Source organism: Amycolatopsis sp. DSM 110486 (assembly GCF_019468465.1).
GTDB lineage: Bacteria > Actinomycetota > Actinomycetes > Mycobacteriales > Pseudonocardiaceae > Amycolatopsis.
The window spans coordinates 3,461,045-3,487,281 of sequence record NZ_CP080519.1; the positions used below are offsets into that span (position 1 = coordinate 3,461,045).

Consider the following 26,237-nt stretch of genomic DNA (forward strand, 5'->3'; position numbering starts at 1 on the left):
CTCCGTCAACCCGGTAACGCGGCGCGAGGTGCCGTCGACTTAGGGACTCACATCCGCCGACCCGAGGAGCGCCGGTGCGCGGCAAGCCGTTCGACGAGCCCACAGTGGGACGCCTGCCGCCAGGCGCGCGAGGTCCTGTCCGCCGAGGCCGAGAAGAGCCACCACGCGCTGTACGCCAAGCTGCGCGAGATCGTCAGTGGCGTGCTGCGGCTCGACGCGTTCTTCGTCGCCCTCTTCCGCGACGCCGGCCACGTGCTCTACGCCTACCAGTACGACGGCGCCGAGTACGCGCTCCCGGGCGTCCGGCCGGTCAACCCCGAAGGCCCCACGGGCTGGGTGCGCGCCCACAACCGCTCCTACACCTACCGCACCGACGCCGGCGCCATCCTCAACCGCGGCATCCCTTGGGGCGACAAGGAACGCCGTTCGGCCGACGCGCTCGTCGTCCCGATGCGCCGCACGCACACCGGCGAGGTGATCGGCGTCGTCTCGGCCCAGACCTACACCGCCGGCAGCTACGGCGACGCCGAACTCGCCGCGCTGGAGTGGCTCGCCGAGATGGTCGCCCGGATCCTGTCGGCCGAGGACGAGGACCGCGAGCTGCTGGCCCGGCTCGACGACGGGCACCGGCCGGCCGCCGAACGCTTGCTCGGACGGACGGTGTCGGCGCTGGTCGTGGAGCGCGTCGCCGTGGTCTGGCAGGCGGCGGCGCAGCTCGCGAGCGAGCTGGAGTCGGAGGGCCACCGCCTCGGGCCGCGGGCGCGTGACCTGGTGCGCGAGTGCGAGCGGCTCCAGATGGACTCCGCGGAGATCGAGTTCGCCGGTTACCGAGAGGCGGCGGCGCGGTTCGACTCGCTGAGCCGGCGCGAGCGTGACGTCGCCGAGCTGATGGGCTTGAGCGACAGCGAAATCGCCGCACAGCTGTACGTCGCCCGCTCCACAGTGAAGACCCACGTGCGCAGCATCCTGCGCAAGTACGGCGCCAAACACCGTTCGACGGTCGTCGAGGAAGTCTCCACCTACCTCGGTTACGCCCGTGAGCGAGGCGGCTCATCCTCGGGATGAACAGGGGCCGCCATATTTTTCATCCTCGCGCCGAGAGAATCGTTGTGGTATCGCGGATAACATGGTGCCGGTGCGCGTGGAAAACGGCTCCGTGTGGAGTGTTCTGCTCGAATTCCTGATCGCTCTCTGGTGGTTCTTCGTCGCGATCGGAATTGCCAAGTTCCTCGTTGTTCCCCTCGCCAAATGGATGCTCGTCACCGTTTTCGAGTCACTCAAAGGCGCCTCGGGTGCCGGCCGGACGGTGCGCCGGCTGCTCGCCTTTCCCATCACGGGTTTGCTGAGCACGCAACGCAAAGCGCGCGGTGGCCACCGGGACAGCCGGCTCGACCTCTTCACCGTGGACTTGGTTTTCGGTGTGGTCGTGAGCGGTTTTCTCCAGGGGATCCTGCTGACCGCGGTGTCGACCATCGTGGTGGTCGTTCTTTGTTTTCTGATCTTCTGAACGGAGGGGTGAATCTTGGCGGTCGACGAGTTGGCGCCGAGCGGCCGGAATGTGCCGTTCGAGGTTCAGGACGCGAATGGGAATCTGCCGGCGAGCGGCAGTGCCGATCTCGCGGAGGTCGCGGTCAGCGCGATCGCCCACGCTCTCGGCTTCCCGACGGCCGCACTCGTGCGTTCGGTCGTGGTGGTGGTCGCGCGAACCTACTCCGAGATCAAGGTGGAGCTGCAGGGGCAGCGGGTGGACCGGCGGATCAAGCTGCAGACGATGACCATCGAGCGGTTCTACACCGCCATGGCGCGCGTGGACGCCGATCCCTACTGGCACCCGGAAGCGAAAGCGACCCTCGCCGAGGCCCTGGCGGCGGAGATGAAGCAGGAAATCGCCAGGCTGCTCCGAAGCTAGAGAGGAACTGCGATGTCCGAACTGATCAGGAGGACCGGGGCCGAGGTCGAGCGCCGGCCGCCGGAGAGGGCGGTGGAGCTCGCCGCGACTGCGCACCGCAAGGTCGTGGTCAAGCGTCAGGAACTCCGCGTGGCGCTGAGCATCGCCGAGCGGACCGCGGAAGCGCCTGCTGGACGAAATGGCGGCGCGCCGGCGTCCGCCGACGGCGATCGAAGCGAGGGGTGGGGTCCTGCGCGGCCTGTGGCGCAGGATCCGGTGAACCGGTTGCGGCCCGGAAACCACCGGGCCGCAACCGTGCCGGAACGGCTCAGTACGTGATCGCCACGGCCGGGTCGGCGAGCAGCGCGCCGACGTCGGCGAGGAACTCCGAGCCCTGCTGGCCGTCGACCACGCGGTGGTCGAAGCTCAGCGACAGCTGCATCACCTTGCGGACCTTGATTTCGCCGTCCACGACCCACGGGGTGTCGCGGATCGCGCCGACCGCCAGGATCGCCGACTCGCCCGGGTTGATGATGGGCGTGCCGGTGTCGACGCCGAAGACGCCGACGTTGGTGATCGTGAACGTGCCGTTGGCCATCGCCGCGGGCGTGGTCTTGCCCTCGCGCGCGACGTCGGTGAGCTCGGTCAGCGCGACGGCCAGCTGCTTGAGCGACATCGCGTCGGCGTCGAAGATCTTCGGCACCACGAGCCCGCGCGGGGTCGCCGCGGCGATGCCCAGGTGCACGTAGTCCTTGTAGACGATCTCTTGCGCCGCCTCGTCCCACACCGCGTTGACGTCGGGCGTGCGCTTCGCCGCGAGGCACACGGCCTTGGCGGCGAACGCGAGCGGCGTCAGCTTTACGCCGCTGAACTCACGCGACTTCTTGAGCTTCTCGCGCAGCTCCATCATCGGCGTGACGTCGACGGTCAGGAACTCCGTGACGTGCGGTGCCGTGTAGGCGCTCTGGACCATCGCGGCGGCGGTGGCCTTGCGGACGCCCTTGATCGGTACGCGACGTTCGCGGGTGGCGGCGTCGTAACTGATGTCCACAGTGGACGCCACAGCGGCTGCCGGGGCAGAGCCGTTTGCTGCGCGCTCGACGTCTTCACGCGTGATGACGCCACCGTCGGCGGTGCCGGTGACCGCGTAGAGGTCGATGCCGAGGTCCTTGGCGAGCCTGCGCACCGGCGGCTTGGCCAGCGGCACGTAACCACCAACCGGAGCCACCGGAGTCACGGCCACCGGAGCCACGGCCACGGGAGCAGGCGCCACAGGCGCAGGGGCCGGCGGAGCGGCAACAGCCACCGGAGCGGCCTTGCGCGCCCGCCGTTTCGTCTCCACCGCCTTGGAGCCGTAGCCGACCAGAGGCTTCATCTCCTCCTCGGCCGCAGCTTCCGGAGCAGCAGCCGGCGCCGCCTTCCCGCCCGGATCGACGTCCAAGGTCAGCAACGGAGCCCCGACCTCGACCGTCTGCCCCACCTCGACGAGCAGCTCGGTGATCACCCCGGCCCACGGGATCGGCAGCTCGACGGCGGCCTTCGCGGTCTCGACCTCGACCACGATCTGGTTGACCGTGACCGCGTCGCCCGGCTTCACGTGCCAGGCGAGGATGTCGGCCTCGGTCAGCCCCTCTGCCGTGTCCGACAGGGGGAACTGTTTGTACTCAGGCATTTCAGCGAGTGCCCCCTTACCAGTTCAGCGAGCGGTCGACGGCGTGCAGCACCCGGTCCAGGTCGGGGAGGTAGTACTCCTCGAGCTTGGCCGGCGGGTACGGCGTGTCGAAACCGGCGACGCGCAGGACGGGGGACTCCAGGGAGTAGAAACACTCCTGCTGCACGCGGGCCGCGATCTCCGAGGTCAGCGACGACTCGGACGGCGCCTCGCTCACGGCGATCAGCCGGCCGGTTTTGCGCACCGACTCGAACACCGGACCCAGGTCGAGCGGCGAGAGCGTGCGCAGGTCGATGACCTCGAGCGACTTGCCCTCGTCCTCGGCGGCCCCGGCGGCGTCGAGCGCCACCTTCACCGACGGACCGTAGGCGACGACGGTCGCGGTGGTCCCCTCGCGCACCACGCGCGAGCCGAACACCCGGCCCGGCGACGCGTCGGTGTCGACCTCCATCTTCAGCGCGCCCGAGTGGTAGAGCTTCTTGGGCTCGAAGAAGAGGATCGGGTCGTCGGAGCGGATGGCCTCCTGGATGCCCCAGTAGGCGTCGACCGCGTTGGACACCGAGACGACCTTCAGGCCGGCGATGTGCGAGAACAGCGACTCGGGCGACTCCGAGTGGTGCTCCACCGCGCCGATCCCGCCGCCGAACGGCACGCGGATCACCACGGGCATCTTGATCTTGCCCTGCGTGCGGTAGTGCAGCTTCGCCAGCTGCGAGGAGATCTGGTCGAACCCGGGGAAGATGAAGCCTTCGAACTGGATCTCGCACACGGGCCGGAACCCGCGCACGGCCAGGCCCACGGCGGTGCCGATGATGCCCGACTCGGCCAGCGGCGTGTCGAGCACGCGCTGCTCGCCGAAGTCCTTCTGCAGGCCGTCGGTGATGCGGAAGACGCCGCCGAGCTTGCCCACGTCCTCACCCATGATCAGGACCTTCGGGTCCTCTTCCATCGCTCGGCGCAGGCCGAGGTTGATGGCCTTGCCGATCGTGAGCTTCTGCGGTTCGGCCATCAGTGCTCACCCGCCGTCGCGAAACCGTCCAAATAGGACAGGAACTCTTTTTGCTGCGCTTCGAGAGCCGGTGAGGACTCGGCGTAGACGTTGGCGAAGATCCGCTCGGGCGGCGGCTCCGGCATGTTGAACGTGTAGTCGCGAAGCTGCGTCGCGAACTCGTCGGCTTCGGCCTGCACCTGGTCGAAGAAGTCGTGGTCCGCACCGCCGCCGCGCGCGAGGTAGGCGCGCACGCGCTCGATCGGGTCCTTGAGCTTCCACTCCTCCAGCTCGTCCGAGAGCCGGTAGCGGGTGGGGTCGTCGGTGGTGGTGTGGGCGTCCATCCGGTAGGTGAAGGCCTCGATCAGCACCGGGCCGTTGCCGTGCCGGCACTCCTCCAGCGCCCACCGGGTGACGGCGAGGCAGGCGAGCACGTCGTTGCCGTCCACGCGGATGCCGGGGAAGCCGTAGCCGCGGGCGCGCTGGTACAGCGGCAGGCGCGACTGGCGCTCGGTCGGCTCGGAGATGGCCCACTGGTTGTTCTGGCAGAAGAAGACGAGCGGCGCATCGTAGACGGCGGCCCAGACGAAGCCTTCGTGCACGTCGCCCTGCGAAGTGGCGCCGTCGCCGAAGTAGCAGATCGTGGCTTCACCGTCGTCGTCGCCGACTTTGCCCTCGAACTTCTGGCCCATCGCGTAACCGGCGGCGTTGAGCACCTGGTTGCCGATGACGATCGTGTACGGGTGGAAACGGTGTGCGGCGAAGTCCCAGCCACCCTGGTCGGTGCACCGGAAGATGCCGAGCAGCTCACGCAGGTCCACGCCACGCGTGTACGCGACACCGTGCTCGCGGTAGCTCGGGAACGCCATGTCCGTGGGCTTCAGCGCGCGGCCGGAGCCGATCTGCGCGGCCTCCTGGCCCAGCAGCGGGACCCAGATCCCCAGCTGCCCCTGGCGCTGCATCGCGTTGGCCTCGCGGTCGGCGCGGCGCACCAGCACCATGTCGCGGTACAGGTTGCGCAGCGCCTCGTCGTCGACGTCCGCGACGTACTTGTCGAACCGCGGCGACGGGATTCGCTGACCTTCGGGGGTGAGCAGCTGAGTCAGCTCAGCGCCACCTTCGCTCGTTGCTCGCAGACCCGCGATCACCTGTTCGGGCGAGGGCTTGGCCGCTACGGCGGCGGGCCCGTCTCCAGGTTCGGGGTGCGTCCACTGTTCGGACGGCATGCGCAGTATCTCCTCGGTGTCGGCGCCGCGGTGGCCGCTTGTGGCGGCCACAGCGACTGCACCGGCGGGGACCTACGCCCCGGATTCGGGGCGTCTGGCCACCGTCGGCGTTGACGGTTCTCGTCGCCATCCTGGCACGAAGCCGCGCGCGATGGTGAACCGCGGATGCTGATTTGTTGCTGAGATCCGGGCGCCTGAACAGGCAAAACGCTGGGAAATCCGAGTATGGGACGAACGATGATCGGGAATCCGCACCGCTGCCCACCAGGCGTCACCGGTCGGGCACCGGTCGCGTCCGGGTGGCGGGTTTCACCGACTCGGCAGCGGTCGTGACGTCGGTCACCGTGGCAGGATGGCCGGCGTGGAACAGAAATCCGTACGTGAAACCGTCGTCTCGACGTGGATCAACGACGTCGTGCCGAGCCTGTCCGGTCTCGTCGCGATCCCGGCGTTGTCCCCGGCGTTCGACGCGGACTGGGCCGCGAGCGGTCACCTCGCCGCGGCCGTCGAACACGTGAAGACGTTCATCGCCGGGCGTGACCTGCCGGGTGTGTCGATCGACGTCGTGCAGCTCGAGGGGCGTTCCCCGCTGCTGTTCGTGGACGTGCCCGCCACCGCGGGCGCCACGGACAAGCCGACCGTGCTGATGTACGGCCACCTCGACAAGCAGCCCCCGGTCGGCGGCTGGTCCGAGGGCCTCGACCCGTGGACGCCGGTGATCCGCGACGGCCGCCTCTACGGCCGCGGCTCCGTCGACGACGGCTACTCCGGCTACGCGGCCGTGTCCGCGCTGGAGGCCGTGCGCGCGGCCGGCGGCGAGCACGCGCACACCGTGGTGCTGCTGGAGACGGGTGAGGAGTCGGGCAGCCCCGACCTGCCCGCGTACGTCGAGCACCTGAGCTCGCGTCTTGGCGAGGTCGGCCTCGTCGTCTGCCTCGACGCGGGTGGCATGGACTACGAGCGGCTGTGGCTGACCACAAGCCTGCGCGGCATGCTGCACCTCACCGTCACGGTGCAGCTGCTCGCGACGGCCCAGCACTCCGGCCTGGCCAGCGGCGTGGTCGCTTCGTCGTTCCGCGTGCTACGGCAGCTGCTGGAGCGCATCGAGAACGGCGAGACGGGCGAGATCAAGCTCACGGAGCTCAACGTCGAGGTGCCGGCGAGCCGGCTGGCCGAGATCGAGGCCGTGGCCGAGGTGGCGCCGGAGAAGCTGCAGACCGCGTTCCCGCTGGTCAGCGGCGGTCGGACGATGTCGGAAGACGCGCTGGAGCTGCTGCTGAACAACTACTGGCGGCCCACGTTGTCGATCATCGGCGCCGACGGCTTCCCGCTGCCCGCCAACGCCGGCAACGTGCTGCGCGAGAGCACCACGCTCACGCTGAGCTTCCGCCTGCCGCCCACGGCTGAGGCGGCTCCTGCGTTGGCCGCCGTGAAGCGCGTGCTGACCACGGACGTGCCGTACGGCGCTTCGGTGACCATCCACGAAGACGCGCAGGCCGAGAACGGCTGGAACGCGCCCGAGGAGGCGCCGTGGCTCTCGGCCGCGCTGCGCCGCGTCAGCGACGAGGTGTTCGGCCGCCCCCACCGCGCCGCCGGCATGGGCGGGTCGATCCCCTTCATGGGCCTGCTCGGCGAGAAGTACCCGCAGGCACAGTTCCTGGTCACGGGCGCGTGCGGCGCCGACTCGAACATCCACGTGCCGGACGAGTGGCTGAACCTGGACTACGCGCAGCAGGTCACGGAGGCCGTCGCGCACATCTTGGACGCGCACGCACGGAGCTGAGGTTGTGGTGAAAAGTCCCGGCGCCGGTTGGTCGGTGCCGGGACTTTCCCAACCGTGGGTGCTCCACAGTAGACGCCCTGTGGTTTGGACCACACACTGTTCGCGTCTCAGCTGGTACCGGGAGTCACGACTGCATAGGGTGAAACTGCGCCGTAACGTACGGGTGCTGTGCTTACCCGCTTTCGAGTGGCAATATGCGTGCTCTCGACAGTTGAGAACTACGAGGAGTGACGAAGTGGCCCGAGGACACCAGATGAAGGCGCTCGCCCTTCTCCCGGCTTTCGCGCTGGTCGGCCTGACCATGGCCTGCGGCGCGGGCGGCAGTGGCGCGGGCGATGCGGGAAGTGCAAGCTCGTCGGCGACGGCTCCTGGGGGCTCGTCGGACATCCCAGCCGTGGCCAAGGACGACAAGCTCGCCGCGATGGTGCCGGCTTCGGTCACCAGCGACGGCAAGATCCTGGTCGGTCAGGACCAGAGCTATCCGCCCAACGAATTCCAGGACGAGAGCGGCAAGGTCACCGGCTTCGACGTCGATCTGGGCACCGCGATCGGGCAGAAGCTGGGGCTGCAGATGGAGTTCCAGAACTCCGCCTTCGACGGCATCATCCCTGGCATCCAGGCCGGCAAGTACGAGCTCGCGATGTCGTCGTTCAGCATCAACCCGGAGCGGCTGCAGACGGTTGACATGGTCAGCTACTACAAGGCCGGCACGTCGCTCGCCGTCCTGAAGGGCAACCCGGACGGCCTGAACCTCGACGACCTCTGCGGCAAGAAGATGGGCGTGCAGAAGGGCACCACACAGGTCGACGACCTGCAGACGCGCTCCGACGCCTGCGTCAAGGCGGGCAAGCCGGCCATCGACGTCACGCAGCTGCAGGCGCAGACGGACGTCAACCTGGCGCTGACGGCCAAGCGCGTGCAGGGCGAGCTGGCCGACTCCCCGGTGATCGACTACGCCGTGAAGCAGACCGGCGGGGCTCTGGAGGTCGTCGGCGCGCCGTACGACACCGCGCCCTACGGCATCGTGCTCAAAAAGGACAGCGGCGACTACACGAAGGCCGTGCAGCAGGCCGTGCAGGCGCTGATCGACGACGGCACGTACAAGAAGATCCTCGACAAGTGGGGCCTGTCCGGTGCGGGCGCCGTGACCACGTCGGAGATCAACCCGGCTTCCTGAAGCCGTAGATAGGACGTAGTTCTCGTGCCCAGTAACTTCGAGGCTCCTCCGACCGTGGAGGCGCCGGCCGACACGACACCCATCAAGGCCGTCCCAGTGCGCCACTACGGGCGCTGGGTGGCCGGGGTGATCATTCTGTTCCTGGCGTTCATCGTCGTGCGCAGCGTTGTCACCAACGTCAACCTGGACTGGCCGACGGTGTGGGCCTACATGTTCAACGACCGTGTGCTGCGCGGCCTGCAGAACACGTTGATCCTCACGGTCATCTCGATGGCCATCGGCATCGTCGGTGGCGTGCTGCTCGCGGTGATGCGCCTTTCGCCGAACCCGTTGATGAAGGGTGCGGCGGGAATCTACGTCTGGTTGTTCCGCGGCACCCCGCTGATCACGCAGCTGGTGTTCTGGAACTTCCTGGCGTTCGCGTACCCGCGGCTCGGCCTCGGCATCCCGTTCGGCCCCGAGTTCGTTTCGTGGGACACCAACACGCTGATCAACCAGTTCACGGCTTCGCTGCTCGGCCTCGGCCTGAACGAGGCCGCGTACATGGCGGAGATCGTGCGCGGTGGCATCCAGTCGATCGACGCCGGCCAGCTCGAAGCGTCGTCGGCCCTGGGGATGAAGCGCACGACCACGTTGCGGCGCATCATCCTTCCCCAGGCGATGCGCGTGATCATCCCGCCGACGGGCAACGAGACGATCTCGATGCTCAAGACCACATCGCTGGTCGTCGTGATCGGGTACTTCGAGCTGATGGTCGCGGTGCAGACCATCTACGCGCAGAACTTCAAGACCATTCCGCTGCTGCTGGTGGCGGTGATCTGGTACCTGATCATGACGTCGATCCTCACCGTCGCCCAGTACTTCATCGAACGCCACTTCGCTCGCGGGACCACGCGCGGGATCACTGACAAGAACAGGTGGGGCACTCGGATGTTCGGGTTCCGCGTCGGGCGCCAGGGCAGCGGAGGTGTCGGATGACCGCGGTCGTTTCCGCGCAGAAGATCTGCAAGAGCTTCGGTTCGCTGGACGTGCTGAAAGGTATCGACCTCGAAGTCCACGAACGCGAAGTGTTGTGCCTCATCGGCCCTTCAGGCTCGGGCAAGTCCACCCTCCTGCGCTGCATCAACCACCTCGAGAAAATCGACGCAGGCCGTTTGTACGTCGACGGCGTCCTCGTCGGCTATCGGCAGCGGGGCGACAAACTCCACGAACTGCGGGAAAAAGAGGTCGCCTTCCAGCGCAAGGACATCGGCATGGTGTTCCAGCGCTTCAACCTCTTCCCCCACATGACCGCGCTCGAGAACGTCATGGAGGCCCCGGTCCAGGTCCGCCGCGAACCCCGCTCCGAGGTCCGCCAGCGCGCCCTGGAACTCCTCGAGCGCGTCGGCCTGGGTGACAAAGCGGCTTCGTACCCGGCTCAGCTCTCCGGCGGCCAGCAGCAACGCGTCGCCATCGCCCGCGCGCTGGCCATGCAACCCAAACTGATGCTCTTCGACGAACCCACGTCCGCCCTGGACCCGGAACTCGTCGGCGACGTCCTGGGCGTCATGCGCCAACTGGCCAAAGACGGCATGACCATGGTCGTGGTCACCCACGAAATGCAGTTCGCCCGCGAGGTGGCCGACAAGGTCCTCTTCATGGACGGCGGCGTGGTCGTCGAGGCCGGCCCACCCGCCCAGGTAATCGGCGCCCCGCAACACCAGCGCACGAAGGAATTCTTGGCCCGGGTCCTGAGCCCGAACGCTTGATCGCCGGTGTGGCCGCTTCCCCACGGGGAGGCGGCCACACTGCTGTTCCGGGGTCAGCGCGCGGGAACCTTCAGCGTCCGCTGCGCAGCTCGTTCTCCAGCTGCTGCACCTTCTTCACGAGGTCCTGCGGCCCCGCCCCGGCCAGGCTGATCCACCCGGACTTGTCCACCCCGAACAGAATCCGCCCCTGCTCGGTGTCAATCCATCCCGGCGGATTCTCATTCCGCAAGCGCTTTCCCCGACTGTCCCTGACCGCGACGTACAGCCGCCCGAAATACGTCTTCGGCGCCCGCAGCCACTGCACCACCTGCTTGGCGTCGCGGATACTCGGACTGGTGCCGCTCGGAATCACACCACTCTTGATCATGTTCAGATCCGCGTCGGAACAGTTCAGCGACGCGATCCGCGCCGCCGGCGCCTCCGGCAGCAGCAGCGCGAACTCGCGCGCCAACGCCTCCGCCGACACAGGCGCGATGTAGAGCACCTGGTTCACCGTCACCACGCTCACCGCGTCCCGCCCACTCGCCGCGGCGCGCACGGTCCGCTCGCCCTTGTCCGACTTCACCCACGAGTAGTACTCGACCCCCGGACGCTGCAGCAGGTGCAACACCTCTACGAAATCGTCGTCCAGCCGGCCGCCGCGGATCAGCCCCCGCTGGCTGAGCTCGGCATCCGTGTCGGCCGCCAGCCGCTTCCGCTCGTCCGGCGAGTACCACAGCGCGCCCCGCACCAGCGTCGGGTGGATGTCGCCAAGGTTGAGCCGCTCGAGCAGCACCTCGTACGTCTGCAGGCTCAACTCCACCGGCTTGCGCAGCACTTTCTCACTCCCCCTTTGTCAGACTTCGGCCGGCGTCGACGGGATGACCACGTCGTTCCTGTTGCTTGCCTGCGGAAAGCGGCCGCTCGCCACTTCGTCCGTCTGGCATCGCTGCCGTGCCTCCCCGCACGGGCCGCTCCAGCTCGGGTGCGGCCTACCCTCTGTTCAAGTCCCGCTTCGCTAGGTGACTTTAACAGGATTCATCCGCTCCGAAGCGCGCTTCCCTCAAGATCACCCGCCTCAGTGGGGCGGTCGGCCACCCGCCGTCCGCCCCTGGCGCTTTCCTACGCCCCGATCACCGGCGGAGTGGGCTTGTTGCCGTCGTACCCGCCGAAGATGGAGTCCGGATCCTCTTCGGACAGGAGGATCTTGCGCTGGTGCTCCTCGTCCTCGGTCCCCTTGCCGCCCTTGGCACCGCCGGCACCCATGCCGCCGCCCATGCCGGGCTGGCCCTTGGCACCGGCCGCACCCATCCCGCCGGGCCTCGCGGCACCTGCACCTTCGCCCATCGCGCCGGCACCAGTGCCCGCGCCTGCACCGACGCCACGTCCGGCTCCGGCCGCGCCACCGGATGCCCCACCACCGCCGGGCCCGAAGCCACTGCCGCTGCCGCTGCCACCGGGACCGAAGCCGCCCCGGCCGCCGCCCGGCCCGAAGCCGCCCCCGCCGCCGAATCCGCCGACCGGCCCGAACCCGGGACCGAAGCCGCTGCTGTTGCCACCGCCGGGCCCGTTGACCCCAACCCCACCGGGCCCCTGCCACGACGATGATCCGGGTCCACCCTGCGTCTGCGTCGGCCCTGCGAACGCGGCACTCGTGGTGTCATTCGCCGCCGGCGTGTTCACACCGGCTGTCGAGTGCCCCGGCGGGGGCGGCGCGTGGTAGCCAGCCGCTCCGGGAGGCGCCGAGTAGGTGCTGGGGCCGGGCCTGTAGCCGCCGGAATGCCCGGACGAGTGGCCGCCGCTGCCGGAACTGTGGGGACCACCGGACGTCACCGGAGTGACTTGAGCAGGCGTGATCCCCCCGGCGGAGACGTTGGGGTCGTGGGCTGCTGGATAGTCCGGTGCGAGTGTCGTCCGGCGCGGCTGGGTGCTCTGGTAGTACGGCTCGTAGAGGTCGACGTTGAATTTAGTGTCGGCATCGAACTTCGCTGCCGTCTTCTCGTCGTCGCTCGCGCCGAACGACAGCCAGTCTTCCGGCGTGTTGTCGTTGGCCCTGTCCTTCGGCACGTCCCTCGCGTTGTCGCGAACGTAGACGAATGCCGAAGATTGCTCCTGCATCGAGCGCTGAGCTCGATCGAGGTTCTCAGCAGTGATCTGTGAGGACTGGATCAACGGGGACAAACCCGCAGTCCCGCTGTCGGCGGCTTGCCCTTTCCAGAACGCACTCAATGCGGTCTGACCTTGGACCATTGTTTGGCTGATGTTCTCGTGAATGGTCTTCAACTTCGAGGAAGCGCCTTGAGCGCGGTCGAGCGTGTCAGTCTTCCCGGGGTCGTGAATCAGCGTGAAGATGTCGAAGCCACTGTAAGTCATGGCCTACATACCCTTCAGATGTCCGATAAGGATGCCGGCGAACTTCGTCGCCGTTGCACACGGGTTGTCGATCTGCGGGTTTCCCGTATCCAAGCGGGCGATGATCGTGTAGACAAGGTCGTTCCGCACGCCCACGGCGAGCGTGCACTTACCCGAAGTCTCGCCGCCGTTCGTGTAAACGACCGCCGGGTAGCCTTCGACGCTCGGCTGGGGCTCGAAGGTGGTGAGACCACCGTGGCCTTGCTGGTAGTAGATTCCACTGAGACCGTTGGTGTTTCCGGTAGCGAGACCGGCGGCGATGTTGCCGTACTGGTTCGTGTACACCCAGACGCATTCTTTGCCGAGGCCGTCGAGGTCATCTACTCGACTGCTCGCCACTTTGCCACCAAGAGATTCGACCTCCGCCTGAGTGGCGGCACCGCACGGATCCGACTCGACCTTGGAGGTATCGGTGATCGGGTTGGCGACGTTCGGGGCTCCGTTCGCCGGAAGATTACTTCCTGAAGGGGCAGCCGACGAGGGCGCCGGCGTCGTGGCGTTTCCCGACTTCTCGCCGCTGCACCCGGTCAAGAGCAGTGCTGCGACACCCAGTGCGACGGCGCCAATTCGGGTCCGGTAGTGCATGGTTCAGTCGGCCTTTCCGCTGCTCTTCAGGGCGTCGATCGCTGCTTGGTCCTGATTTTGATAAGCTTTTTGAATATCGATCAGCGTGTCGCGGTACGCCTTAGTGTATTCGAGCGCTGATGCCAAAAACTGTTGATAGGATCGTCCGGACTCGTTTGCCGTAGCCGCATACTGCGTGCTGCCGATCTCTTTTCCGGGAGGCTGGATGCCTGCCAAGTAATCAGCCTCATTGGCGGCGGTCGTGTAGTCACCCTGGACGGTGTCGTCGAGTTGCTGGATCACCTTGTCCATCGCCTCGGGATCAAACTCCCAGCTGCCGTTACCGGATGCGGCGGCGAAGTCGGCCTTGGCCTGTCCGGCACCGAGCGCCTTGTAGTCCGGAGGCTGGGCAGGTGTCGGTGCCGCCGTCGAGCCTGGCAGCAGTCCGGAGTTCGAGGGCGGGGCCTGCTGCCCCGGCGTCAAGTTCTCGTTGTAGACGCCCTGCAGTCCGCCCTGGTTTCCGTCTGGCATGTCGTGCCTCCCCGCACGGGCCGCTCCGGTCCGGGGTGCGGCCTACCCTCTGTTCAGCTCTAGCTCCAGTTAGTGACCTTAACAGGGACGACTCGTCCACAGGATCGGTTCCCGCAAGATCACCCCGGCGATGGCAGGAGCTCGTCCGGCGTTGAAAAAGGCCACCAAGGGTGATCAACAACCAACAACCGGTCAGCAGCCGTCCGGGCTACTCCGTTAGGCCGCTTGCGCCCCCGGGCGGGTTCCGATTCGCTGGGACACGACACCGCGGCGATGAAGGGGGCACGTGCCGACCGACACGACACTGCCGCCGCTGGATCCGTTTGCCGGGGTGCCCGACAAGAGGTACGAGGTGAAGGCCGCGGACCTGCTGAAACCCGGCACGGGCGGGATTCTCAGGTGGCGCAGGCAGGCGACCAACGCGCCGATCGTGCAGGTCGAGGACGCGTACATCACCGGGACGTTCGACCTCCGGGCCGCCGAGCTGGGGTACCTGTTCCGTTTCGAGCGGTGCCGGTTCGAGTTTCCGCCGGACGTGCGGGAGGCGAACGTGCTCGGGCTCGTCTTCCGGAAGTGCTGGTTGCCGGGGCTCAAGGCGCGCAACCTGCGTAGCCGCAACGACGTTCGGCTCATCCGGAGTGTGGTGGAGGTCGGGCCGGAGGACAGTGAGATCCCCGAGACCACGATCATGCGCGGCGACGACCGCGAGCGCGGCATGCCCAACGCCGCCGTGAACCTCACCGACGCCGTGATCGAGGGCTCGGTCGTGCTCACGCGCACGACCATCAAGCACCCCCACGGCAAAGCGATCCAGGCCGACCGCCTCGTGATCACGGGCGCGCTGCTCGCGTACCGCATGGTGGCGCGCGGCGAGGTGCGCGTGCCGGGCATGCGCACGGGCGGCAACGTGAACTTCTCCGGCGCGACGTTCGACAACCCCGACGGCTTCGCGTTCAACGGCAACGGCATCCACATCGGCGGCAGCCTGCTGTGCGAAGTGGACAACTACGGTCCGGCCGCCGAGCGGAAGCGATTCACCGCCAAGGGCATCATGTATTTCCCTAGCGCCACTGTGGACAGTGACATCGTGCTGCGGGAGGCAAAAATCACCGTGGACCAGCGCGGGCCGGTGGCCGTGGACGCGTGGAAGTCGAACGACCCGTACCTCGACCCGCGGCCCGCGCTCGTCGCCGATCGGCTGAAGGTCGACGGCAACCTGGAGCTGTCCGACGGGCTGCAGGCGTTCGGCACCCTGCGCATGGTCAACGCGCGCATCGGCGGCTCGCTCAGGCTGGCCGGCGCGGAGATCAAGATGGCGCGCGGCCGCGCGACGCCGTACTACGACCGCGCGCTGCACCTCGACGGGTCGACCATCGGCGGCGACGTCGAGGCCACCAGCCTGCGCGTGCCCGTGGGGCAGCTGCGCATGGCCGACGTGCAGATCGGCGGCAACTTCCTCGCGTGGAACTCGATGTTCCTGCACCCCGGGCGCGACGTCTTCTCCGCGCGCCGAGCCAAGATCGCAGGCAACTTCCAGCTCACCGACGCGACGTTGCAGGGCACCGTGCGCCTGCAGGGCGTCGTGGTGGGCGGCAGCGTGAACCTCTACGGCAGCAAGCTCACCGAGCCGGGGCAGCGCACGTCGTCGAGCTTCTCGCTGGACGTCCGGACCGCGCGAATCGGCCGTGACCTGGTGCTGACGGAGAACAAGGACCGCGCGTTCGTCGCGGAGGGCGGCGTCAACCTCGACGGCGCGCAGATCGCGCGGCGCCTCGAGCTCGGCGGCGCACAGCTCGGATCCCTTCCGTCGCACGGGATCGCGCTCGACGCGAGCGACGTGACGGCCGACGAGTTCCTTTTCGGCTTCCGCACGCCGCCCGCGGGACGCGTCGTGCTGCGGCGCGCGCACTGCGGGACCCTCGGCGACACGGAGGAGTTCTGGGCCGCCGAGGATGGCATCGAGCTCGACGACTTCCGTTACGACGCCCTGAAACGCGGCATCCCCCTCGACGACGACCGCGCGCTGGACCATCGCATCGCGTTGCTGAGCAAAGCCATGCGCGGCTACCGCCCAGGCCCGTACGACCAGCTCGCCGCGACCCTGCGCGCGGCCGGCAACGAAGAACACGCCTCGACGGTCGGGTTGCGCAAGCAGCAGTTCCGCTACGAAGCGCTCGCGAAGGGGTTCAAGATCTTCGGCCCCGGCGTGCGGCTGTGGAGCTTCCTGCAACGCTCGATGGTCGGCTACGGCTACCGGCCCGTTCGCGCGCTCGGCTGGCTGCTGACGTTGCTGGTGCTCGGCAGCCTGTGGTTCGGCCTCGGCAGCGACGACTGCGTGCAGAACCCCGGCCGCTACGCAGTGAGCGGGCCGCGCTGCCTGGTCAACCAGCAGGACACGGGGCTGCAGTGGAACCCGGTGATCTACACGGCCGACCTGCTGGTGCCGATCGTCGACTTCGGCAACAAGTCGCGCTGGTACATGCACGGCGCGGACAACTGGGTGGCCGCCGGCTTCACCGTCTCTGGCTGGCTGCTCGCGACGACCGTCGCGGCCGGCTTCGGCCGCATGGTGCGCCGCGACAGCTGAACAAACCTCACTCCGACAGCCCCGACCAGAACGCCACCTCGCGCGCGTCGGCCGGCTCTTCGGCCAACGGCGCGCCGCCGAACTCGTGGCGCAGGTAACCGCGCAGGTCCCAGCCGTAAACCACCACGTCAGCGTGGTAAACGGACAGCACCGGATACCCCGACGCGCCCGCGATCGCCGGCAGGTAGCGGTGTCCGCAGACCGGCACCAGCTGCGGCACGGCGGCGAGACATCGCTGGGCGCAGGCCAGCGCGTTGGAGAGCACCCTGGGCCGCTCGCCCCACGACGGGTGCCAGAAGCCGTTGTGCTCGACCTCGTACAGCAGCCCGTCGACGGGCCAGTCGAGGCGTTTGCGCAGGTGGTCGGGGTTACCGTGCAGCCAATCGGGCCACCGGTCGCCCACCGGCACGCCCGCGGTGAGGAACGCCCGGTGGTCCAGGGAGAACCGGAAGCCGAACTGGGCTTCGACGTCGGTGAGCTCGGCTTCCGACAAGCCCGGACGCAGGGGTTCCCCGAGGCTTTCCTGCAGCGTGCGGGCCTCCTCCACCGTGAGGACTTGCTGGACGTGTGACATACGAAGAAGCGTACGTACCGCCCACACAGCCTCGCGCGTCCTTTTCCGCCGCTTTGACGGTTGGACAACAACCCTCCCTCGGCGGGGTGAGGTTCTTCTCTCAGACCGTGGTTGACGGAACACACCACAGCCACTTGTAGTTCACTCGTCGCGTGAGTTCCGCACAGGCGCGAGTACGCGCACCCGAACTGACCGGCGACGTCTGGCTCAACACCGGCGGCCGGCGACTCTCCCTCGCGGAGTTGCGCGGGCGGATCGTGCTGCTCGACTTCTGGACCAGTGGCTGCGTCAACTGCCTGCACGTGCTCGATGAGCTGCGCCCGCTCGAGGAGGAGTACGTCGACGTCCTGGTCACCGTGGGGGTGCACTCGCCGAAGTTCCTGCACGAGGGCGAGCGCGCGTCGATCGAGGCGGCCGTGCGCCGCTACGAGGTGCACCACCCCGTGGTGAACGACCCGAAGATGGAGCTGTGGTCGCAGTACGCCGTGCGCGCGTGGCCGACGCTGGTGGTCGTCGACCCCGAGGGCTATGTCGTGCACGTCGCCGCGGGGGAGGGGCACGGCGAAGCGCTGCGACGCGTCGTGGCGGATCTCGTGGCGAAGCACGCCGCGAAGGGCACGCTGCGACGCGGCGGCAACCCGTACGTGCCGGTCGAAGAGCAGCAGACGGAGCTGCGCTTTCCGAGCAAGGCCGTCGCCACGGCGGAGGGCCGCATCCTCGTCGCCGACACCGGGCACCACTCCGTGGTCGAGTTCGCGTCCGACGGCGAGACCGTGATCCGCCGCTTCGGCAGCGGCGAGCGCGGCGCGCAGGACGGGCCGTTCGACCTCGCCACCTTCACCGAACCGTCCGGTATCGCGCTGCTGCCCAACGAGGTCGCCCAGCGCGCCGGCTACCACGCCGTCGTCGCCGACACCGCGGGTCATCGGCTGCGCGGCATCGACCTCAACACCGGCGACGTCACCACGGTCGCCGGCACCGGCAACCAGTGGCGCAACGGCACCGACACCGGCAAAGCCCTCGACACCGACCTCACGAGCCCGTGGGACGTCGCGTGGTGGGCGCCCGCCGGCGGCGTCGTGGTCGCCATGGCCGGCAACCACACGCTCAGCGTTTTCGACCCGATCTCCGGCGGCATCCGCCGCTTCGCCGGGACGACCGTTGAAGGCCTCAAAGACGGCGAAGTGAGCGAAGCGTTCTTCGCGCAGACGTCCGGCCTCGCGCCCGACGGCGACAAGCTGTGGCTCGTCGACGCGGAAACCTCGGCGCTGCGGTGGATCGAGCCCGAGGGCGAGACGTTCACCGTGCACACCGCCGTCGGCACCGACCTGTTCTCCTTCGGCCACGCCGACGGCTCGGCCGAAGAAGCGCTGCTGCAGCACCCGCTGGGCCTGGCCGTGCTGCCCGGCGACCGCATCGCGATCGCCGACACCTACAACGGCGCCGTCCGCCGCTACGACCCGTTCACGCGCGAGGTCACCACGCTCGCCACCGGCCTCGCCGAGCCGCAGGGCCTGCTGCTGCACGACGGTGAGCTGCTCGTCGTCGAGTCGGCCGGCAACCGTCTCGCGCCGGTCGGAGCCCAGGTCACGACCGTGGCCGGCGAGAAGAACGCGGTCCGCCGCCCGCCGACGGTGCTCGCGACCGGCGATGTCGAGTTCGCCGTGGTCTTCACGCCGCCGCCGGGGGAGAAGCTCGACGACCGCTACGGGCCGTCCACGCGGCTGGAGGTCAGCGCGTCGCCGCCCGAGCTGCTCGCCGACGGCGCCGGAATCGGCACCGACCTCACCCGCCGCATCCGGTTCGCCGACGGCGTAACGGAAGGCGTGCTGCAGGTCGTCGCCCAGGCGGCCAGCTGCGACGAGGGCGGCGAGCACCCCGCGTGCCGCATCACGCGGCAGGACTGGGGTGTGCCGGTGCGCTTCGAGAACGGTGGTGAGCGCACGCTCAGCCTGGTCATGGCGGGTGAGCCGAAGGCGGTGGCACCCGGTCAGTAGCATGGGGGCGTGCCTGACAAGCCCAAGCTCCAGATCCAGATGCTGCAGGACCGCGTGCTCGTGCGCCTGTCGCCGGAGGAGGGCGAACGCCGCAGCAGCGGCGGAATCGTGATCCCCGCGACCGCGCAGGTGGCCCGCAGGCTCGCCTGGGGTGATGTACTGGGCGTCGGCAACAGCGTGCGCAACGTCAAGCAGGGCGATCGCGTGCTCTTCAACCCGGAGGACCAGCTCGAGGTCGAGATCCAGGGTGAGGGCCATTTCGTGCTGCGCGAGCGGGATGTCCACGCCGTCGCCACCGAGCGGACCGAACACGGCACGGGGCTCTACCTGTAGCTCCCGGCCACGGGAGGGCAGGCGTGCGCGAAGACGACACACCGCAGGACCTCTTCATCGACGACCTGCTGCCCCAACGCGACGAAGACGACCTCGCCACGGAGATCTTCGCCGTCGTCGACGGACCCCGGCCACGGGAAACCCCGCACAAGAAGCTGCGCAAGGGTGTCGCCCGCACCTTCATGATCGTCGGCTGCCTGCTCGGGCTCTTCGTGCTGCTGTACGCGATCGATCTGGTCACCAGCGCCGGCGACGTGCCGCGCGGCGTGCTCGTGGCGGGCGTCGACGTCGGGGGCCTCTCCCACACTGACGCCGAGGCCAAGCTGCGCGCGGACCTGCAGCCGAGGCTGACGGCGCCGGTCACCGTGCACGCGGGCGACGTCACGACGTCGATGGTGCCCGCGGAATCCGGCCTCGGCCTCGACTGGCCGGGCACGCTCGCCCAGGCCGGGCACCAGCCGTTGAGCCCCATCACGCGGTTCCTGTCGTTCTTCACCACGCGCGACGTCGGCGTGGTCACGAGGTCGGACCAGGAGCAGGTGGCGCAGGCGCTGACCGGGCTCGCGGCCGACAAGCTCAACCATCCGCTGGTCGAAGGCAGTATCGGGTTCCAGCCGGGAGCTGACGGCACTGTCACGCCGTACCCCGTGGAGCCGCGCCAGGGCCAGGAGCTCACCGACGTGCGCGCGGCCGCGCAGACCGCGGCCGACCAGTGGCTCGTACCGGGTGGCGTCACGTTGGGGATGGCCGTGACGCCGGCGAAGGCGACGTCGAACGGCGTCCACGCGCTGCTCGACCAGGTCGTCGCCCCGGCCGTCGCGGCGCCGGTGATGCTGCACGGACAGGGCAAGGACGTCGCGCTGAAACCGGCGGCCATCGCGTCGTCGTTCCAGTTCGCGCCGCGCGACGGCGGCTCGCTCGAGCTGCGCATCGACCAGCGCAAGCTGCAGCAGGCCGTGGAGAAGGACCTCACGACGACCGAGACCGACGGGCGCAACGCGGAAATCGTGTTCACCTCGGGCGCGCCGACCGTCAACCCGTCCCAAGACGCCCGGAAGATCAACTGGGCCAACACTTTCAAGTCGCTCACGGCCGTGCTCGCCAAGCCGACGGGGCGCGACCTGCCGGTGGCCTACGACGCCACGAAGCCGAGCCTCTCCACCGACGCGGCCGACGCGCTGGGCATCAAGGAGGTGATCGGCGAGTTCACGACGAGCGGGTTCTCCGGCCCCGCGGCCACGAACATCCAGACGCTCGCCGAACGCGTCTCCGGCGCCATCGTGAAACCCGGCGACACGTTCAGCCTCGGCGCCCGCTCGGGCGCGCGGACCGCGGCCGACGGGTACGTCAGCGCGCCCGCGAACGAAGACGGCACCGGTCCTTCCGTGGTGGGCGGCGGGGTTTCGCAGCTCGCGTCCACTTTGTACAACGCGGCGTATCTGGCCGGCCTCGGCGACGGCGGCCACCTCGCCCACGACCATTACTTCGACCGCTACCCCGCCGGCCGCGACGCGAAAGCCATCGACGACGCGGGGAACCCGGTTGAGCTGAAGATCACCGACAACGACGACACGGGCTTCGCGATCCAGGCCAGCGTCAGCGGGGATTCCGTGACCGTGCGGATCTGGGGCACGAAGCACTACCTCGTCGAGGGCCGCACCGGCGGGATGTCGGACGAGGTGTCACCGACCGTCCAGTTCGGACCCGGGCCCGACGGCGCGTGCCGGCCGTCCATCGGCGCGCCGGGCTTCAGCGTGTCCGACACGCGCGTGTTCCACGACCTGGCGACGGGCAACGAGGTCCGCGAGGAAACGCGCAACACCACGTACTCACCGCAGCCGATCGTCATCTGCTGACAGCGTCCACACCGGACGGAACGGCCCGGCCCGCAGAAGGGGCCGGGCCGCGAAGTCACCTGTTGATACTTCGCCTGCTCCACAGGCTCGCGACCAAGGCCACGCCGAGTGCGGCGACACCGACCTGGGTGATGATTTCGAGCCAGTCGATACCGCTCGTGTCGGCGTATCCGATGCCGCGCGCGATGGCGCTGCCGACGAAGGCGGCTGCGATGCCCACGAGGAGCATCAGCCAGATCGGGATGTTCTGTTTGCCGGGCACGACCAAGCGGCCGAGCAGGCCGAGGATCAAGCCGATCACGATGGCGCTGATGATGCCTGAGACGGTCATCGAAACTCCTCTGCCAGATGGGTTCCGGGCCGAGCCGCGGACTCGGCGTCCGGATGCCCTGGGAACGGACGGCCGAAACTTGAGACCACGGCGAAATCACCCACCTGGCACCAGCGTGCCGTGACCCGCGGCGGGAGCTCTCACCCGCAGCGGGCGAAGTCACCCGAAGAAACACGGATGCCCCCGGCCCGAGATGGGCCGAGGGCATCCGCAGGGGAACGGGAAGGGCTTAGAAAGCCGCCTCGTCCAGCTCCATCAGCGCGTTGTCGGCGCCTTCGACGATCGTGCGGCGTGAGGACAGCTCCGGCAGCACGGACTTCGCGAAGAACGACGCCACGGCCACCTTGCCCTCGTAGAAGGCCACGTCCTTGGCCGCCGCGCCCGCGTCGAGCTTGGCGATCGCGACCTCGGCCTGCTTGAGCAGCTGCCAGCCCACCAGCAGGTCGCCCATCGACATCAGCAGCCGCACGGTGTGCTGGCCGACCTTGTTGATGCTCTGCGGGTCTTCCTGCGAAGCGGTGAGGAAGCCGATCATCGCGCCGAGCATGCCCTGCGAGTCTTCGAGAGCCTGCTTCAGCAGCGTGCGCTCGTTCTTGAGCCGGCCGTTGCCCGCCTCGGACTCGATGAACTTCGTGATCTCACCGGCCAGGAACGCGAGCGCCTGACCCTTGTCGCGCACGATCTTCCGGAAGAAGAAGTCGAGCGACTGGATGGCCGTGGTGCCCTCGTAGAGCGAGTCGATCTTCGCGTCGCGGATGTACTGCTCGATGGGGTAGTCCTGCAGGAAGCCGGACCCGCCGAGCGTCTGCAGCGACTGCACGAGCTGCTCGGTGGCGCGCTCGGATCCGACGCCCTTGACGACCGGCAGCAGCAGGTCGTTGATGCCGTGCGCCAGCTTCAGTGCGGCCTCATCACCGTCCTGCGTCCACAGCTGGTCCTGGAACGACGCCGTGTACAGGTAGACGGCGCGCAGGCCCTCCGCGTACGCCTTCTGCAGCATCAGCGAACGGCGCACGTCCGGGTGGTGCGTGATGGTGACGCGCGGCGCGGCCTTGTTGAGCATGTTCGGCAGGTCGGCGCCCTGCACGCGCTCCTTGGCGTAGCCGAGCGCGTTGAGGTAACCGGTCGACAGCGTGGCGATGGCCTTGGTGCCCACCATCATCCGGGCGTACTCGATGACCTGGAACATCTGCGCGATGCCGTTGTGCACCTCGCCGAGCAGCCAGCCCTTGGCCGGGGTGCCGTGCTGGCCGAAGGTCAGCTCGCACGTGGTGGACGCCTTGATGCCCATCTTGTGCTCGACGTTCGTCACGAAGGCGCCGTTGCGCTCGCCCAGCTCACCGGTCTCGGAGTCGAAATGGAACTTCGGCACGAGGAACAGCGACAGGCCCTTGGTGCCCGGCTTGGTCTCGATGCCGGGACCCTCGGGGCGCGCCAGCACGAGGTGCATGATGTTTTCGCTCATGTCGTGCTCGGCGGAGGTGATGAACCGCTTCACGCCGTCGATGTGCCAGGAGCCGTCCTCCTGCTTGACGGCCTTGGTGCGGCCGGCGCCGACGTCGGAGCCCGCGTCGGGCTCGGTCAGCACCATCGTGGCGCCCCACTGGCGGTCGATCATGAGCTGCGCCCAGCGCTTCTGCTCTTCGGTGCCGTTGTTGTTCACGATCATGGCGAAGTTCGGGCCCGCCATGTACATGAACAGCGGTGCGTTGGCGCCGAGGATCAGCTCGGACGCGGCCCACTGCACCGTGGGGGGCAGGCCGAAGCCGCCGAGGTCGTTGGTGAGGCCGAGGCGCCACCACTCGCCGTCCAGGAGCTGCTTGTAGCTCTTCTTGAACGGCTCGGGGATCTTCACGCTGAAGGTCTTGGGGTCGTACACCGGCGGGTTGCGGTCCGCGTCGGCGTAGGACTCGGCGAGCGGGCCGGTGGCGAGCTTGTTCAGCTCCGAGAGCACGCCGCGCGCGGTCTCCTCGTCCGACTCGGCCAGCACGCCCTTGCCAAGGCGGTCCTGCACGCCGAGTACCTCGAAGAGGTTGAACTCCAGGTCTCGGACGTTGCTCTTGTAGTGGCCCATGTCGTCACTCCGTGTCGTGTTCGGCTTTCCGGCCGGGCACATGTTCCCTTACTCGCCGGTAACTTCAGGATATTACCTACGAGTAACTGGAGCAAGCGGTTCCCCTCTTCCAGGGGTGTGGATTCAGCCGAAAAACCGACATCGACCAGGAAGCCGACCTCAGGGCGTGCCGCGCGCCACGGCGCGGTCGGCGGGCACGGGCGTGTGGGCGTCGTCAGTGTGAGGCACGAGGATGCCGCTGCGGAACGCGATGGTCACGGCGTGTGTGCGATCGCGCGCGGTCAGCTTGCGCAGGATGCTCTTCACGTGCGTCCGGACCGTTTCGACGGAGAGGAACAGCAGCTTCGCGATCGCCGAGTTCTCCAGGCCCTCGGCCACGAGCTGCAGCACCTGGTACTCGCGGCGCGACAGCGGCATCGCGCCCTTCGGCTGAGTGAGGTGCTCCTCGGCCGGCGCCGCCCTGGGGGACGGCTGCCGCTTGGGCCGCGCGGTGAGCGCCGCCAGCGCCGGGTCGATGTAGCGCCGGTCGGTGTGCGCGCGCCGGACGGCTTCCGCCAGCCGCCGCGGATCCACCGCCCGCGGCACGATCGCGTGCACGCCCGCCGCGATGGCCGTGGCGAGGTACTGCTGCGTGCGGTTGACGTCGCGCACCAGCGTCACCAGCACCACGGCGGGGTCGCCGGAGTTGAGCAGCTTCGTGAGGTGGCAGTGGGGATCCAGCGCCGAGTCGAGGATCACGACGTCGGGACGCACCTGCTCGCACAGCTGCATCGCGGCGTGGTGGCTGGCCGCCTGGCCCGCCCAGTGCAGCCCCGGCGTCCGGTGGACCATCGACGCGAGTCCCTCGCGGAAGATCGGGATGGGATCGACGACAGCCACCCCCAGGCTGCGGTTCGCGGTCGGTTGTCCGGGCACAGCCGGCGTTCGGTGGGGCTCGATGCCGCGCATCTCGGGCCTCCGTCTTCCAGGTCGTTCCCGGGTCGCCGGACGCCCGCGCACGCCCCCCGGCGTGCCGTCCTGGCACCACCCGATCCCCCCTGCTGGGATCGGACAGGAATGACACCTTGTCCTTGATTCGACTCCTTCCGAAGGCGGTTGTGACGCGGTTTCCCCCTCATGGCCGTATCGGCCGGTTGCAGCAAACTCTCCGTAGAAAAAGGTTCGTGATCTGCGGCTTTTTGGCTCTGTACTGCAGCGGTGGCTCGCCCGTTTACTACTGAGGGTGTAGCCGAAAGATGGTCGCTACGTGACTACCCGTGCACGCAGCGCGGCGAACTCGCTCGCGAGGCCGGCGGGCGTCCAGTGGGCGTTGAGGCCGCTCGGGTTGGGCAGGACCCAGACGCCGGTCTCGCCGATCACGCGCTCTTGGGGGCCGACTTTGGCTTTCTTCTCGCCGAACGCGGTGCGGTAGGCGGTGATCCCCAGCACGGCCAGCCAGCGGGGTTTGTTCTCGAGGACTTTGTCGACCAGCGTCTTGCCACCTTCGCGCAGCTCGTCGCCGGTCAGCTCGTCCGCCCTGGCGGTGGTCCGTGCGACGACGTTGGTGATCCCGAGGTCGAGGTCGAGGAGCTCGTGCTGCTCACTCGGGTCCAGCAGCCGCGGCGTGAAGCCCCCGGCGTGCAGAGCGGGCCAGAAGCGGTTGCCGGGCCTCGCGAAGTGCAGCCCCAGCGCGCCCGAGTAGAGCCCGGGGTTGATCCCGCAGAACAGCACGTCCAACCCGGGCGCGATGACGTCGGGGATGACCGCGTCTTGCGCGGCGGCGAGCTGGTCTTTGGTGGGTCGGATGGGCATGGGTCCAGTTTCGGGCACGCTGTTCGGCATGACGCCCGACGGTTGCTCTGTCGACCTCTACCTGCGGCTGACCGCGGCCGGCGAACCGGAGATCGTCCACGGCGCCGCGCCAGACGCCGCGTCGATCCTGGAGCTGGGCAGCGGCTGCGGACGCGTGACGCACCCGTTGCTGGAACTCGGCCACGCCGTGGTCGCGGTCGACGAGTCTCCGGAGATGCTCTCCCACATCCGCGGGGCGGAAACGGTCTGCACGCGGATCGGCGACCTGCGGCTGGAGCGCGAGTTCGACGTGGTCCTGCTGGGCAGCCACCTGGTCAACACGGCCGATTCCGCGGAGTGCCACGCGCTGCTCGCGGCGGCCCGGCGGCACCTCGCGCCCGGGGGCCGGCTGCTCGTCGAGTGGCACCCGCCGGAGTGGTTCGACCACGTGGCCGACGGGCCGGGCGGGCTCCTCGGGGAGGTCGCCGTTTCGCTGCACGACGTCGTCCGCGAGGGCGATCTGCTGTCCGCGGCGGTGCGCTACCGAGCCGCCGAACGGGTGTGGCACCAAGAATTCACCTGCCGGCGGCTGGCTTTTCCCGAGCTGTCCGAGGCGCTGACCTCGGCCGATCTGACCTTCGGCGAGTGGCTGACCGCTGACCGGGATTGGTTCTCGGCACGCGGGGTAGCGGATCAGGTACCGATCTAGGTAGCCTGTGTGATCTCTCGCACAACGTCGTAGGGAGG

The 26,237-nt window shown here is 68.5% G+C and carries 25 protein-coding genes; 13 read left to right on the forward strand and 12 right to left on the reverse strand.

Translation table 11 applies throughout. The features are described from left to right. Positions 1-201: 201 nt before the first annotated feature. The 4 genes from K1T34_RS16750 (at position 202) to K1T34_RS16765 (ending at position 2,227) form a co-directional block, all read left to right on the forward strand. Positions 202-1,065 (forward strand): LuxR C-terminal-related transcriptional regulator, encoded by an 864-nt coding sequence (locus tag K1T34_RS16750; protein WP_220245184.1) that lies wholly within the window; start codon positions 202-204, stop codon positions 1,063-1,065. 70 nt (positions 1,066-1,135) lie between these two features. Beyond that, positions 1,136-1,507: a hypothetical protein gene (locus K1T34_RS16755; RefSeq protein WP_220245185.1), complete on the forward strand. Its 372-nt coding sequence runs from the start codon at positions 1,136-1,138 to the stop codon at positions 1,505-1,507. 15 nt (positions 1,508-1,522) lie between these two features. Further along, entirely contained in the window at positions 1,523-1,909 is a 387-nt protein-coding gene (locus tag K1T34_RS16760; protein WP_220245186.1) for a hypothetical protein, read from the forward strand. A gap of 12 nt (positions 1,910-1,921) precedes the next feature. Next, positions 1,922-2,227, forward strand: a complete 306-nt coding sequence (locus K1T34_RS16765; RefSeq protein ID WP_220245187.1) for a hypothetical protein — start codon at positions 1,922-1,924, stop codon at positions 2,225-2,227. On the opposite strand, the gene K1T34_RS16770 is transcribed toward K1T34_RS16765, so the two are convergent. The 3 genes from K1T34_RS16770 to pdhA are packed head-to-tail and all read right to left on the reverse strand — an operon-like array spanning position 2,217 to position 5,774. Continuing rightward, positions 2,217-3,560, reverse strand: coding sequence for a dihydrolipoamide acetyltransferase family protein (locus tag K1T34_RS16770; protein WP_220245188.1), 1,344 nt, complete (start codon positions 3,558-3,560; stop codon positions 2,217-2,219). The genes K1T34_RS16765 and K1T34_RS16770 overlap by 11 nt on opposite strands. 16 nt (positions 3,561-3,576) lie before the next feature. Next, entirely contained in the window at positions 3,577-4,569 is a 993-nt protein-coding gene (locus tag K1T34_RS16775; RefSeq protein ID WP_220245189.1) for an alpha-ketoacid dehydrogenase subunit beta, read from the reverse strand. Then, positions 4,569-5,774, reverse strand: a complete 1,206-nt coding sequence (gene pdhA, locus K1T34_RS16780) for a pyruvate dehydrogenase (acetyl-transferring) E1 component subunit alpha (protein ID WP_220245190.1) — start codon at positions 5,772-5,774, stop codon at positions 4,569-4,571. The genes K1T34_RS16775 and pdhA overlap by 1 nt, the downstream gene beginning before the upstream one ends. A 352-nt stretch (positions 5,775-6,126) precedes the next feature. Between pdhA and K1T34_RS16785 the strand changes: the two genes are divergently transcribed. The 4 genes from K1T34_RS16785 (at position 6,127) to K1T34_RS16800 (ending at position 10,482) form a co-directional block, all read left to right on the forward strand. After that, positions 6,127-7,557: a M20/M25/M40 family metallo-hydrolase gene (locus K1T34_RS16785; protein ID WP_220245191.1), complete on the forward strand. Its 1,431-nt coding sequence runs from the start codon at positions 6,127-6,129 to the stop codon at positions 7,555-7,557. Between the two features lie 253 nt (positions 7,558-7,810). Beyond that, positions 7,811-8,734 (forward strand): ABC transporter substrate-binding protein, encoded by a 924-nt coding sequence (locus K1T34_RS16790; RefSeq protein ID WP_220247245.1) that lies wholly within the window; start codon positions 7,811-7,813, stop codon positions 8,732-8,734. Positions 8,735-8,758: 24 nt separating this feature from the next. After that, complete coding sequence (locus tag K1T34_RS16795; RefSeq protein WP_220245192.1) at positions 8,759-9,712, forward strand: amino acid ABC transporter permease; 954 nt, start codon at positions 8,759-8,761, stop codon at positions 9,710-9,712. After that, positions 9,709-10,482 carry an amino acid ABC transporter ATP-binding protein gene (locus tag K1T34_RS16800; RefSeq protein WP_220245193.1) on the forward strand — a complete coding sequence of 258 codons (774 nt, stop codon included), beginning with the start codon at positions 9,709-9,711 and terminating at the stop codon, positions 10,480-10,482. The genes K1T34_RS16795 and K1T34_RS16800 overlap by 4 nt, the downstream gene beginning before the upstream one ends. A 70-nt stretch (positions 10,483-10,552) precedes the next feature. Here the strand turns inward: K1T34_RS16800 and K1T34_RS16805 are convergent, their stop codons facing one another. The 4 genes from K1T34_RS16805 to K1T34_RS16820 all read right to left on the reverse strand — a co-directional run bounded on the left by K1T34_RS16805 (position 10,553) and on the right by K1T34_RS16820 (position 13,968). Beyond that, positions 10,553-11,299, reverse strand: coding sequence for an ESX secretion-associated protein EspG (locus tag K1T34_RS16805; protein WP_220245194.1), 747 nt, complete (start codon positions 11,297-11,299; stop codon positions 10,553-10,555). A gap of 284 nt (positions 11,300-11,583) precedes the next feature. Further along, the gene (locus tag K1T34_RS16810; RefSeq protein ID WP_220245195.1) at positions 11,584-12,834 is read right to left on the reverse strand and encodes a hypothetical protein; all 1,251 of its coding nucleotides are present in this window, start codon (positions 12,832-12,834) and stop codon (positions 11,584-11,586) included. Between the two features lie 3 nt (positions 12,835-12,837). Next, positions 12,838-13,458, reverse strand: a complete 621-nt coding sequence (locus K1T34_RS16815) for a DUF3558 domain-containing protein (RefSeq protein ID WP_220245196.1) — start codon at positions 13,456-13,458, stop codon at positions 12,838-12,840. Between the two features lie 3 nt (positions 13,459-13,461). Then, entirely contained in the window at positions 13,462-13,968 is a 507-nt protein-coding gene (locus tag K1T34_RS16820; protein ID WP_220245197.1) for a PE domain-containing protein, read from the reverse strand. 286 nt (positions 13,969-14,254) lie between these two features. Here K1T34_RS16820 and K1T34_RS16825 point away from each other — a divergent pair, with 286 nt between their 5' ends. Then, on the forward strand, positions 14,255-16,555 hold the full coding sequence (locus tag K1T34_RS16825; protein ID WP_220245198.1) for an oxidoreductase: 2,301 nt from the start codon (positions 14,255-14,257) through the stop codon (positions 16,553-16,555). Positions 16,556-16,562: 7 nt separating this feature from the next. On the opposite strand, the gene K1T34_RS16830 is transcribed toward K1T34_RS16825, so the two are convergent. After that, entirely contained in the window at positions 16,563-17,129 is a 567-nt protein-coding gene (locus tag K1T34_RS16830) for a hypothetical protein (protein WP_220245199.1), read from the reverse strand. A gap of 152 nt (positions 17,130-17,281) precedes the next feature. Here K1T34_RS16830 and K1T34_RS16835 point away from each other — a divergent pair, with 152 nt between their 5' ends. Genes K1T34_RS16835 through K1T34_RS16845 form a run of 3 tightly spaced genes read left to right on the forward strand, consistent with a single transcriptional unit; the run spans position 17,282 to position 21,315 of the window. Then, a complete protein-coding gene (locus tag K1T34_RS16835) occupies positions 17,282-19,126 on the forward strand; it encodes an NHL domain-containing thioredoxin family protein (RefSeq protein WP_220245200.1) in 1,845 nt (614 codons plus the stop codon). A 39-nt stretch (positions 19,127-19,165) separates the two neighbouring features. Then, a complete protein-coding gene (locus K1T34_RS16840) occupies positions 19,166-19,459 on the forward strand; it encodes a co-chaperone GroES (protein ID WP_220247246.1) in 294 nt (97 codons plus the stop codon). A 23-nt stretch (positions 19,460-19,482) separates the two neighbouring features. After that, positions 19,483-21,315: a VanW family protein gene (locus K1T34_RS16845; RefSeq protein ID WP_255638550.1), complete on the forward strand. Its 1,833-nt coding sequence runs from the start codon at positions 19,483-19,485 to the stop codon at positions 21,313-21,315. A 55-nt stretch (positions 21,316-21,370) separates the two neighbouring features. On the opposite strand, the gene K1T34_RS16850 is transcribed toward K1T34_RS16845, so the two are convergent. The 4 genes from K1T34_RS16850 to mug form a co-directional block, all read right to left on the reverse strand. After that, positions 21,371-21,646 (reverse strand): GlsB/YeaQ/YmgE family stress response membrane protein, encoded by a 276-nt coding sequence (locus K1T34_RS16850; protein ID WP_220245201.1) that lies wholly within the window; start codon positions 21,644-21,646, stop codon positions 21,371-21,373. 229 nt (positions 21,647-21,875) lie between these two features. Continuing rightward, positions 21,876-23,720 carry an acyl-CoA dehydrogenase gene (locus K1T34_RS16855; RefSeq protein WP_220245202.1) on the reverse strand — a complete coding sequence of 615 codons (1,845 nt, stop codon included), beginning with the start codon at positions 23,718-23,720 and terminating at the stop codon, positions 21,876-21,878. Positions 23,721-23,879: 159 nt separating this feature from the next. Beyond that, positions 23,880-24,668 carry a response regulator transcription factor gene (locus K1T34_RS16860; protein ID WP_220245203.1) on the reverse strand — a complete coding sequence of 263 codons (789 nt, stop codon included), beginning with the start codon at positions 24,666-24,668 and terminating at the stop codon, positions 23,880-23,882. 294 nt (positions 24,669-24,962) lie between these two features. After that, the gene (mug, locus tag K1T34_RS16865) at positions 24,963-25,511 is read right to left on the reverse strand and encodes a G/U mismatch-specific DNA glycosylase (RefSeq protein WP_220245204.1); all 549 of its coding nucleotides are present in this window, start codon (positions 25,509-25,511) and stop codon (positions 24,963-24,965) included. On the opposite strand from mug, the gene K1T34_RS16870 reads away from it, so the two are divergent. After that, on the forward strand, positions 25,504-26,199 hold the full coding sequence (locus K1T34_RS16870) for a trans-aconitate 2-methyltransferase (protein WP_255638551.1): 696 nt from the start codon (positions 25,504-25,506) through the stop codon (positions 26,197-26,199). The genes mug and K1T34_RS16870 overlap by 8 nt on opposite strands. The last annotated feature ends 38 nt before the right edge of the window (positions 26,200-26,237 follow it).